Consider the following 11,110-nt stretch of genomic DNA (forward strand, 5'->3'; position numbering starts at 1 on the left):
CCACGTTCCGTGACTACCTGGGCCGCCGTGGCCTGACCCCGCTGCCCCCCGACGCAGCGGTCACCGCGCTCACCCGGGCGGTCGCGGGCGGGCAGGCCGCGCTCACCATCGCCGACGTCGACTGGGATCGCTTCCTCCCACCCTTCACCGCCGCCCGCCCTGGGCATTTCTTCGACGATCTATGGAGCCGGTCCACGACGGCCGGACCCGAGGGGGACGCCGAGCCGACCGGCACCGACGCGCCCCCCGCCCGAGTGGACTACGGGACGCTGCCCGGGCCCGCCCGCGCCCGCGCGCTGTTCGACCTCGTGCGGGCGGAGGCCGCGGCCATCCTCGGGCACCCGTCGCCCGACGACGTGGACCCGCAGCGCCGCTTCCTCGAACTCGGCTTCGACTCACTGGCCTCGGTGCAGCTCAGCCGCCGACTGGCCGCCGCCACCGGCCTCACCCTGGCCACGCCCGTTGTCTTCGAGCATCCGACGGTCTGCGAGCTCACCCGCCATCTCGACGCCCTCGCCACCCTCGCCACCCAGCGGCACCCGGACATCGTGCCCGGCAGGCCCCCCGCGCGGGCCGGGACGCAGGTCGCGCCGATCGGCGTGCGCGAGCTGTACCGACAGGCGTGCACGGACGGCAAGTTCGCCGAGGGCGTCGGTGTCCTGCGGGCCGTCGCCCGGCTCAGGCCCGTCTTCCGCACCGTCGAGGCCTTCGGCGCGCCCGCCGCGCCGGTGAGACTCGCCTCGGGTCCGGCCAGGCCCACCATCGTCTGCCTGCCCTCGATGGTCGCCCCGTCGGGACCGCACAACTTCGCCCGCCTTGCCCTGCACCTGCATGGCCGGCGGGACGTGTACGCGCTGCCGCATCCCGGATTCGGCGACGGGGAGCTGCTTCCGGCCACCGCGGATCTCGTCGTTGACCTGCATGCCGAGACCATCGCCCGGGCGTTCGACGAGATCCCCATCGTGCTCGCGGGTTACTCCTCGGGCGGCTGGCTGGCACATGCGATCGCGGCCCGGCTGGAGGCCCGCGGGATCCGCCCCGGGGCGGTGGTGCTGCTCGACACGTGGCTACCCGGGGACCGCATCCCCGAGGGCGACATCCAGGAGGAGCTTCGCGGCGTCGCCCTCAACGACCAGGCCTTCGCGCTGATGACGGAGGCACAGGTCACCGCGCAGGGCGCCTACCTGGACCTGTTCGAGGGCTGGCGGCCGACCACCGTCGACGCGCCGGTCGTCCTCGTCCGGGCGATGGAGCGCATGCCCCAGCAGGCGGTCGCCGAGAACCCTGACGGGGATGGCCAAGCCTGGGTGACCGACTGGGTGATGGAGCACGAAAGGCTCGACGCCGCCGGCAATCACCAGACGATGATGAACGAACACGCCGCCTCCACCGCCGCAGTCCTCCACCAGTGGCTTGCAGAACTGGGCCGGCCCACGGAACCGGACCGGCCCACGGAACTGGAGCGGCGCTGATGCGGTGACCGGTCTACCCCCGGGGCCATCGGGTCACCGGACCTCGGGTCACAAGGCGGCCAGCGCCGGCCTGAGGACGCGTTCGTAGAAGTCGCAGAAGCCGCCCTGATCTGGACCGATCTGGAGCAGGGCGACTTCGGTGAACCCGGCGTCGGCGAACCGCCGGACCCCCGCGACGAACGGCTCCGGGTCGGGCCCGTGCGGGATCTTCGGGGCGAGATCCTCCGCGTGACTACTCCGACGTCTAAAGGCGCCGGCTTCTCAGGCGGCTTGCGCTGCCTGAAGGGCCAGCCCGGCCCTGAGGATGTTGGTAGCCGCGTTGACGTCGGCGTGCGCGCTGTGGCCGCATGCCTGACAGACAAACGCGGCCTGTGTTCTGCGGTTCCCGGCGGCGCAGTGGCCACATTCGGCGCAGGTACGGGACGTATTGGCGGGTGGCGCCCCGACGACGGCCCGTCCGGCGCTTTCAGCCTTGGCGTGCAGCACGGTGAGGAACACCCCCCATCCCGCATCGAGGATGCTCTTGTTCAGCCCCGTCTTGGCGGCCTGCCCGTTCGACAGGAAGACACCGGGCGTCTCCGGGTCGGGCCTGGGCATGACCCGGCGGGTCATGCCCTTGATGTTCAGGTTCTCCACGGCGATCAGGTCGTGGTCGCGGACCAGCCCGAGCGCGGTCTTGTGGGCGAGGTCGAGACGCTGCCGGACGACGGCGCAGTGTTGCGCCGCGACCCGCGCGACGGCCTTGCGGCGCCGCTTCGAGCCGCGCTGCTTGCGGGACAGGTCCCGCTGCGCGGCGGCCAGCCTGCCCGCCGCCCGCCCGGCGAACCGGGGATTGCCGTAGCGGACCGTCGTCCGGCTCGGATGCCGGTAGGCGTCGCGGCGTTCCTGAAGGGCGGCGTTGTAGAGCGCCCGGTGGTCGTCGAGCATCGCGCCCAAGGCGGCTGTCTGGTGGCCGGTCGGGCGGAGTGGAACCTGAAGGTCCGTCTCACCGGGCGGCTACCGGCCGCCACGGCCGTTCGTTCTGCGTGTCGATGTACCGCCGGACCGTGTCGGCGGAGACCGCGCCGACAGTGGCGACGAAGTACGACCGCGACCACAGGGTGGGCAGCCGGGACCGCAGGTGCGCGAACTCGGCGCGCAGCACGTGGGACGTGAAGCCCTTCACCTGGTTGGCGATGTACGACGGGGCGTGCTTTGGATGAGCCTTCACGAACAGGTGCACGTGGTCAGGTGCGATCTCCAGCGCGACGACCGGCCAGTCGTGCTCGGCGCACTTCTCGCGCAGCAGCGCGTCCAGCCGGTCACGGACCGGGCCGACGAGTACCGGCCTGCGATATTTGGGGCACCAGACGACGTGATAGCCAAGGTCGTAGGCCCCGCCCGCGCCCGTCGTCACCCACCGCCCCACGCCACCGACTATATCAGCATGGCCGGCATAACCGTTACAGTCCGTACCGGATTCCCCTGTCGCCTGAAAGCGACACTCCCCCCGGAGGCGACTGGTGGTTCGATGCTCCGGCTGTGAATCGACGCGCACAGCACCTCGGCGGCGGTCTGGGCGGAGCTGAGCGTCGACGGGTTCAGCCATGGGATTATGACGGAGTGACGCTGTTCCCACTGCCAGCCGTCGAGCACGACGGCCCCGCCGTCCAGGTCGGGGAGGTCGAGTTCACCCGCGCCGAGCTCTTCGCGGCCGCGTCCGTCGTCGCCGGTCGGGTGGCCGGCGCGCCGGCGGTGGCCGTGCACGCCGAGGCGACGATGGCCACCGTCCTCTCGGTCGTCGGCTGCCTGCTCGCCGGGGTGCCGGCGGTACCCGTGCCGCCCGACTCCGGGCCGCGTGAACGCGGTCACATCCTGCGCGACTCGGGCGCCGCCCTGCTGCTCGGCAGCCCCGCCTGGGACGACCTCACGATCCCCACCGTGCCGGTCGATCTCACCGCACGGTCGGGGGCTGCCGGGTCCGGGTCCGGGGGGACCGGACCGGCGCTCATCCTCTACACCTCCGGGACGACCGGAGCCCCCAAAGGCGTGGTGCTGTCCGCCCCGGCCATCGCCGCCGATCTGGACGCCCTCGCCGACGCCTGGGCCTGGACGCCCGAGGACACGCTCGTGCACGGACTGCCGCTGTTCCACGTCCACGGCCTGGTCCTGGGTGTGCTCGGGGCGCTGCGGGCCGGCAGCCGGTTGATCCACACCGTCCGCCCGACCCCGACGGCGTACGCGGCGGCCGGGGGGACCCTGTACTTCGGCGTGCCGACCGTGTGGTCCCGGGTCTGCGACGATCCGACCACCGCCCGCGCCCTGGCCTCGGCCCGGCTGCTCGTCTCGGGCAGTGCCCCCCTGCCGATGCCGGTGATCGACCGGCTCGCCGGCCTCACCGGCCTCGCCCCGATCGAACGGTACGGGATGACCGAGACGTTGATCACCATCAGCGCCCGAGCGGACGGGGAGCGCCGGGCGGGCTGGGTCGGCACCACCCTGCCGGGAGTGCGGACCCGGCTCGTGGACGACGAGACGGGGGCCGAGCTGCCCGCGGACGGGGAGAGCATCGGCGAGCTGCAGGTCCGCGGTTCCACCCTGTTCGACGGGTACCTGGGGCGCCCGGAGGTCACCGCCGCGTCGTTCACCGCGGACGGCTGGTTCCGCACCGGCGACGCCGCGGTCGTCGCCCCGGACGGCCACCACCGAATCGTCGGGCGCCGATCCACCGACCTCATCAAGAGCGGCGGTTACCGGGTGGGCGCGGGCGAGGTCGAGGCCGTGCTGCTGGCCCACCCGGCCGTGCGCGAGGCCGCCGTCGTCGGGCTGCCGGACGACGACCTCGGGCAGCGCATCGCCGCCTTCGTCGTCGCCCCCGGCCTGGCCGGTGCGGCGGGCGGGATACCGGGCGGGGCGCCGGGCGGGACACCGAGCGAGACGGCGAGCGAGACGACGGCGAGCGAGGCGCTCATCGACTTCGTGGCGCGGGAGCTGTCCATCCACAAGCGGCCCCGGGAGATCCACCTGGTGACCGAGCTCCCCCGCAACTCGATGGGCAAGATCCGCAAGTCCGCCCTGGCTCCCCCGGAAACGCCCTGAGGGCAGGTCACGGCGTCGAGGAGAGCGTGCTCGGGGTGCTCACCCCACCGGGGCGGGAGGCCCTGCGGTCCCTGCTCGCCCGCGCCCTGGCGGGCTGACCGGCCCGGCGGGGCTGGCGGGACCGGCCGGCAGGCCCGTGGCGAGGCCGCGGTAGAACGCGCTGGTCGCCATCAGCTCCTCGTGCGGGCCCTGCGCGACCACGCGGCCCTCGTTCAGCACGAGGATGAGATCCGCAGCCCGCACCGTGGAGATCCGGTGGGCAATGACCAGCAGTGCCCGCTCGGCGGCGATCCGGCGCATCGCGCGGGTGAGCGTCTGCTCGTTGACGCTGTCCAGCTGGGCCGCGGGCTCGTCCAGGAGCAGCACCGCGGGCTGAGCGATCAGCGCGCGGGCGATCGCGACCCGCTGCCGTTCCCCGCCGGAGAGCAGCACACCATGATCACCAACCGGGGTCCGGAGCCGCTCGGGCAGCCGGTCGGTGAAGTCCCGCAGCCCCGCCGTGGCCAGGACCGCGGTGATCTGCTCCTCGGTCGCCTCCGGCGCCGCGTAGGTGATGTTGTCCCGCAGGCTGCCGTGCAGCACCGGGGTGTTCTGCTCGACCAGCCCGACCCACCCGCGGGCGGTCGCGCGGGGCATCGCGCGGACGTCGTGGCCGGCGAAGAGGATCATTCCGGCGTCCGGCTCGTAGAATCGCTCGACGAGCTCCAGGATGGTGGACTTGCCGGCACCGGACGGCCCGACCAGCGCGACGTGCCCGCGGGACGGCACCGTGAACGACACCCCGCGCAGCACCGGCGTCTCCGCGTAGCCGAACCAGACGTCACGGAACTCGATCGACGGCACCTGCGGATTCGGCGGCTCCCTGCGTGACAAGGACAAGGATGACACTCGTGACGAGGGTGAGGGTGACAACGGTGCCGGCGGGCGCGTCCCGCCGGGGGCCGCGGCCGCCACGGGGCGCAGCGGACCGTGCACCGGCTCGTCGTCGCCCTCCCGGGGCAGCGCGAACACCGCGTTGACCCGCGACAGCGCCCCCATCCCCCGCTGGATGGTCGCCGCCGCCTCGATGAGCTGCGACAACGGCATCACCAGGTAGGTGGCATACAGCAGGAAGGCGACCAGGCTGCCGAGCGAGGCCGAACCGCGTGCCACCAGGATCCCGCCGACCAGGAGCACGACCAGCACGCTTCCCTGCACCGCGAGCTGCATCGCGGGGGCGATGATCGAGTCCAGCTTCGCCATCCGGATCCCGGCCTGGTATGCGGCCGCGGCGTGGTCGCCGATGCGCGCAGCCTCCCGCCCCTCGGCGCGGTTCGCCCGCACGGTACGGATCGCGGTGAGGGCGCGCTCCAGGTCGGCGGTCATGCCGCCGACGCTGGCCTGCCCGCGTTCGGACACCGTCCTGATCCGGGACAGCGCGCCGAATACCACGACCCCGGCCACCGCCACCACCCCGAGCACGAGCAGGAACAGCCAGGGGTTCAACCAGATCATCAGGGCGACGGCGCCGACGACGCCGATCACGCTGGTGACCAGGGAGGTGAAGCTGTACGCCACCGCCTCCCGCACCACGGTCGTGTCGGTATTCGCGCGGGAGATCAGATCCCCGATCCGCCGCGTGTCGAACACCCGCATGCGCAGCCGCAGCAGGTGGCCGATCAGGCTGGTGCGCAGGCCGAGCAGGACGCCCTGGCCGACGCGCTCGAGCAGGTAGTGCCCGGCGGTGTCGATCATCGCCTGGCCGACGAACAGACCCAGCAGCGCCCCGATGAGCCAGCCGGGAATACCCCCCGCCTGCGCAGCGTCGATCACCCGCATCACGAGCAGCGGTTGGAGCACCCCGACGGCGGTGCCGACCACGGTCAGCGCCGTGGCGATCGCCACCGCCCCGCGACGGCCGCGCAGCAGCGCCCAGAGTTCCGCGACGCCCCGCAACGCGGGCCCCCGGGCAACTCCCTGGCCCTCCCCCTCAACGACGTACGCCCTCGTCACGAGGCACGCCCCTTCCGCGAAGCCCGCCACTCCCACGAAGCCCGCCCGCGCGACGCGGCCCGGTTCCCGTTCCCGGACCGACGCTGAGCAGCGGCCGCAGGTAGCCGGCCGGCATCGACTCCCCCACGATCACTCCGTCCGCCTCGACCCACGCGTGCGCGGCGAACGGCGCGATGGTGCGCACCCCCACACGCCACGTCGGGAACGTTCCGGTCAACCGGCACAGCAGGGCGGTCGCTATCGAGCGGGGAACGCAGCCCCGCGCGCCGCGGCAGGTGAGGCTCACGGCTGTCACCGCCTGCCGGGCGGCGAGCGCGGTGTCATAGTCGGCCGGGCGGGCGCCCGCGCCCACCTCCGTGAGCACCCGGCAGATGCGGGCCGGCGACTGGGTCGCGAGCACCCGCGCGATCCCCACGGCGACCAGCGCGCCGAGCCGACGAGCGAGGGACGGTTTCGCCTCCGGCCGCTCGACCACCATCGGCGCGGTCACCGGGACTGCGCCCGGGGATCGCAGACCGCCTCGGTCTCGGGTGACCATCGGGGTTCGGGCTCAGCCTCGATGAGGCCCACGTCCGCGAGTTGGGCGAGCAGACCCTCCACGTCGCGGCGCGCCGTCTCCGGGTCAACCTCGCTGGCCTCACACAGCCCGCGGGCGGCGGCTGCCGTGTCGCCGCCGTCGAGCAGGATCCGCAGCACCAGGTCACCCGAGGGGTTGAGGGTCCAGTACCGGCCGTTGTCGATATGGAGGAGCACCGCTCCGTACTCGGTCGGCGCCCGCACTACGTCAGGCCGCAGCGTCACCATGATCACTCACTCCTCCGGTAGCTCACTCACTTCTCCGGTAGCGCAGTCAGGGCCCCGCCGGTAGCGCAGTCAGGGCTCCGCCGGCTCGCGAGCACCCGCAGCCACGCGTCCACCGCGAACGTCGGTTGCAGCGCCTGGTGGCGATGACCAGGTACGGACGAAGATCGGCACGCCTGGCGCAGCGCGTCTGGCTCGATCAGGCCGAGATCGGCCAACGGGCTGTCATCGCACAGCTTCACCAGGACGTCCTGGCTGGCGCGCAGGCCCTGATCCGCCTCGGCGGCGGCATCCGCCTTGGTCTCGCGGCGCAGGCATTCCTGCGGCACCACCCGGCGCATGGCCTCCTTCAACAACGGTTTGTACTCCCACGGGCCGGTGCGCTCCTCGGGCCGCACCGCCAGCGCCGCCCGGACCACCCGATCGTCGAGGAAGGGGGCGGCGAGCGGCGGGCCGACCGGATCGGCGAGCTGGTCGAACAGCCGGAACACCGCCGCGCCGGCGCGGATGGCGAAGAGATCGGCGTGGCCGTCCCGGGTCTCGGCCAGCGGCCAGGCACGCCGGGCGGCCTCCGCGAACGCTCCGGCCAGCAGGTCGAGGGCCGCCGGCGTGAGCCAACCCGGGACCACAGGCGGAAAGGCCCAGTCGAGCGGGGCCAGGACGCCCGGGTGGGATCGGCCGAAACCGGAGGAACCGGAGGAACCGGCCGGACGGTGGGCCTGGTCGAGCGCATCGGCCATGTCGGCGAGGCAGTCCCGGTAGCCGCGCGGCCACATCATCCGCAGACACGCCATCCGCGGCCAGCCCTCCTGCGCTCGGTGTCCGCGCAGGTCGTGCAGCGCCCGCCAGGGCCGGCGGCGCAACAACCGGGGGAGGTAGGCGGGACAGCCATAGGCGACCTCGTCGCCACCGAACCCGGTGAGGTGCACCCGCGGCCCGTACAGCGCGACCCGGTCAAGACCCGCGCGCAGCTTCGCCCGGTCGACGATGCCGACGAACGGCCGGTCGAGCGGTTCGTCGGCATCGGCAATACCGTCGTAGACGAGGGGAAGCCCGGCGGCGGGCAGGACCTCGCGCGTGACGCCGGGGAGCGTGGCCGCGGCCCGCGCGGCCCACTGGGCGTCGTCGTCACCGGGATCGCGGGCGATCCCGGTGAGCGCGACCACGTCGGCGGGGCCGCGCGCGGCCAGGCAGCACACCGAGGTGGAGTCCAGCCCACCCGACAGATCACAGCTCACCGTCCCGCCGCCGGCGACCCGCGCCGCCACGGCCTCGGCGAGAGCCGCCCGCAGGGTCGGCGCCCCCTCCGCACGGGACCGCACCGGTGCCGGTCGACGCCACCACCGCAGGACAGTGGCCTTCTCGTCAGGGCCGACGAGAAGGTAGTGATCCGGGGGCAGCGCGTCGGTCGACTCCCAGAGCACCAGGTCGTCGAGCGGATGGGGCGGTGACGGGTCGAGCAGCGACAGAGCCAGCGCCGCCCGGTTCAGCGGGGCGCCCGTGAGCCGGGCGAGCACGTCGGCGCGGTCGGCGGCGACCAGCTGGCTGCCCAGCCGGGCGGTGAAGACCCGCCGGGTTCCCGTCGGGCTGCCCTGGATACGACGGTGGCCGTCGATGTCGGCGATCACGTGGTAGTCGCCGGCCACCGCGCGCGCGAGGTCGAGAGCATGCACGTCACGGGCCGAGAGAAGCAGCCGCAGGAGCTGTCGCGCGTTGGTCGCGGCACACCCGATCAGGGCCAGTCGCGAGCGCCCGGCGACGGCACTGACCATGGCGTCGTCCGGCCAGTTGCCGACGATCCACGGCCGCCCGGAGGCGTACCGCAGCATGTGACGGACCCCCGGCGGACGCACGACGGGATCACGGTCGGCCAGCACCAGAAACCAGCAGGACGGAATCGGGACCACCGCCACCCCGGCCGCCGTCACGCAAAACGCCGCCAGAAATAGTCACACCCCCAGCCCCAGCGGCCGTTCGTCACTGCGGCGAAGCTGCCGGCATCCTCCAGTCGCGGGGGGAGGTAGGTAGCCTTCATCGTCTTCTCCTCAGCGGTTTCCGCGCGCCCGCGCTGTGACGCGCACCCTTGCGACGCGCACCCTTGCGACGCGCACCCTTGCGACGCGCGCCGGTGGCGATACACGACGGCGCCGCGCCCGTGGCGCGGGCGCCGGCCAGCTGGTCCGGCCCGTCTGGTTGAAATTCCCCCGCCGGGTTCACTGGCGGTTCAGCTGACCTCCGGTGGTGAATTTGGGGGACCTGAGCACGGTCTGCGGTCCCTGGACCGTGCTCAGGTCCCCATAATTCGGCCGCCGCACGACTCGGCCGGAACGGCCGTGGTATCAGGTGATCCACGAGTCCGGATTCAGTACATGCTGATGGGCACGCCGCAGTTCGACACCGGGCTCGATCCCGAGTTCGGTCACCAGCCGCCGGTAGACCGTCTGGTACTCGGCCAGTGCCTCGGCCCGCCGGCCGGTGTGTTCCAACGCGAGGATCAGTTGGGCCCAGAGACGTTCCCGGGTCGGATGTTCGACCGTGAGCGCCCGCAGGGTCGGCAGCACCCGATCGTACTCGCTGAGGGCCAGGCGGGCGTCGATCAGGTCCTCGCACACCGCCCAGCGAGCCTCCTCCAGCCGGAGGACCTCCGCGCCTGCGATCTCCGCCGGGAGCTCGTCGAACGCGTCCCCCCGCCACAGCGCGAGGGCACCTTCGAAAAACCCGGCAGCGCGTTCCGGTGAGCCGGCACGCACGGCGGCGCGGCCCTGCTCAGCGGCCGATTCGAACCGCTTAGCGTCGATCTCATCGGGCGCGACGACCAGGCGGTACTCCCCCGGCCGGCTCTCGATGCGCCCGGGGCCGTTCCCCCCGGCTCCGGGCGTGCCCAGGGGCGGCCGGAGGGTGTGCCGCAGCTCCGAGAGATAAGTCTTGATGTTGCCCCCAGCGGAGCGCGGCGGGGCATCCTGCCAGAGCGCGAGCCGCATCCCGTCCACACTCACCCACTGGCCGGCGTGCAGCAGCAGGGTCAGCAGCAGGATGCGCTTCTTGCGCTGGTCGATACGGACCTGCTCACCCGAGGATCGCCGCACCTCCAGCGGTCCCAGGACCGCGAACAGGAGGCCGGCCCCGATCGCGGAAGATGCGTTCGGACTCGCCTCAGATAGGTAGTCGTCGAGCATCGTGGCTCTCATCGATCGGGCCCCCGTTTCGGTTTTCCCGTGCGGGCCGGCTGGTCCCGCCCGGGCCGGTGCCGTCTCCCGGCCCGGTGCTGGCCCGGTGGCTGAATACCCCCAGCTCACCCCGGGTAGTCATCCGGTGCATGCGGATATCGAGCAGCGATCTCGGGCGGGTCGGGAACACCGCCCGACAGCGCCGGCGCCCGGTCGGCGGGCCTCGATCAGGGTCAGATCCCGAGCTTCGCCCGCGTCTGCGGCCCGACGATCCCGTCGACCACCAGACCGTGCTTCAGCTGGAAGTCCTTGACCATGTGGTTGGTCTGGTACCCGAACTTCCCATCCACGCTGATCGGGTAGCCAAGGCTGGCTAGCCTCTTCTGGATCTGGTGGACGTCGAGGCGGAACCCGAGGCCGATGGCCAGCGACGGGTAGCGGGCCGCAGGCGCCACCACGGCCGCACGTGCCGGGGCAGCCAGCGAGGAGTAGGAGACGTTCGTGAACCGCGCGCCGCGCGAGACGGCCGCCGCCGCTGCCTGTCCCCGGGCCAGGTAGCGGTAGTGCATGCCCTTGGTGTAGGCGCTCCAGGCGGTGATG

Annotated in this window: 10 protein-coding genes and 1 pseudogene; 2 read left to right on the forward strand and 9 right to left on the reverse strand. The window is 72.8% G+C overall.

Going from position 1 to position 11,110, the window contains the following annotated elements; all coding sequences use genetic code 11:
• On the forward strand, nucleotides 1-1,472 hold a 1,472-nt coding region (locus ACY45C_RS02415), incomplete at its 5' end, for a thioesterase domain-containing protein (protein ID WP_462186033.1).
• A 261-nt stretch (nucleotides 1,473-1,733) separates the two neighbouring features.
• Here the strand turns inward: ACY45C_RS02415 and ACY45C_RS02420 are convergent.
• Nucleotides 1,734-2,461: pseudogene (locus tag ACY45C_RS02420) on the reverse strand (RNA-guided endonuclease InsQ/TnpB family protein).
• On the reverse strand, nucleotides 2,458-2,880 hold the full coding sequence (gene tnpA, locus ACY45C_RS02425) for an IS200/IS605 family transposase (protein ID WP_462186034.1): 423 nt from the start codon (nucleotides 2,878-2,880) through the stop codon (nucleotides 2,458-2,460). The pseudogene ACY45C_RS02420 and the gene tnpA overlap by 4 nt, the downstream one beginning before the upstream one ends.
• A 194-nt stretch (nucleotides 2,881-3,074) precedes the next feature.
• Between tnpA and ACY45C_RS02430 the strand changes: the two genes are divergently transcribed.
• A complete protein-coding gene (locus tag ACY45C_RS02430) occupies nucleotides 3,075-4,550 on the forward strand; it encodes an acyl-CoA synthetase (RefSeq protein ID WP_462186035.1) in 1,476 nt (491 codons plus the stop codon).
• A gap of 39 nt (nucleotides 4,551-4,589) precedes the next feature.
• Here ACY45C_RS02430 and ACY45C_RS02435 read toward each other — a convergent pair whose 3' ends face one another.
• The 7 genes from ACY45C_RS02435 to ACY45C_RS02465 form a co-directional block, all read right to left on the reverse strand.
• Entirely contained in the window at nucleotides 4,590-6,542 is a 1,953-nt protein-coding gene (locus ACY45C_RS02435) for an ABC transporter ATP-binding protein (protein WP_462186036.1), read from the reverse strand.
• Nucleotides 6,520-7,032, reverse strand: a complete 513-nt coding sequence (locus tag ACY45C_RS02440) for a lasso peptide biosynthesis B2 protein (protein ID WP_462186037.1) — start codon at nucleotides 7,030-7,032, stop codon at nucleotides 6,520-6,522. Before ACY45C_RS02440 ends, ACY45C_RS02435 begins: the two co-directional genes overlap by 23 nt.
• The gene (locus ACY45C_RS02445; protein WP_462186038.1) at nucleotides 7,029-7,346 is read right to left on the reverse strand and encodes a lasso peptide biosynthesis PqqD family chaperone; all 318 of its coding nucleotides are present in this window, start codon (nucleotides 7,344-7,346) and stop codon (nucleotides 7,029-7,031) included. The genes ACY45C_RS02440 and ACY45C_RS02445 overlap by 4 nt, the downstream gene beginning before the upstream one ends.
• 26 nt (nucleotides 7,347-7,372) lie before the next feature.
• Nucleotides 7,373-9,256: an asparagine synthase-related protein gene (locus ACY45C_RS02450; protein ID WP_462186039.1), complete on the reverse strand. Its 1,884-nt coding sequence runs from the start codon at nucleotides 9,254-9,256 to the stop codon at nucleotides 7,373-7,375.
• 11 nt (nucleotides 9,257-9,267) lie between these two features.
• Entirely contained in the window at nucleotides 9,268-9,378 is a 111-nt protein-coding gene (locus tag ACY45C_RS02455) for a lasso RiPP family leader peptide-containing protein (protein ID WP_462186040.1), read from the reverse strand.
• A gap of 304 nt (nucleotides 9,379-9,682) precedes the next feature.
• Nucleotides 9,683-10,519, reverse strand: coding sequence for an AfsR/SARP family transcriptional regulator (locus ACY45C_RS02460; RefSeq protein WP_462186041.1), 837 nt, complete (start codon nucleotides 10,517-10,519; stop codon nucleotides 9,683-9,685).
• A 224-nt stretch (nucleotides 10,520-10,743) separates the two neighbouring features.
• Nucleotides 10,744-11,110 (reverse strand): peptidoglycan-binding domain-containing protein (locus ACY45C_RS02465; protein WP_462186042.1); only part of this gene is annotated, 367 nt, incomplete at its 5' end.

The sequence above is a fragment of the Frankia sp. CcWB2 genome (assembly GCF_977927585.1).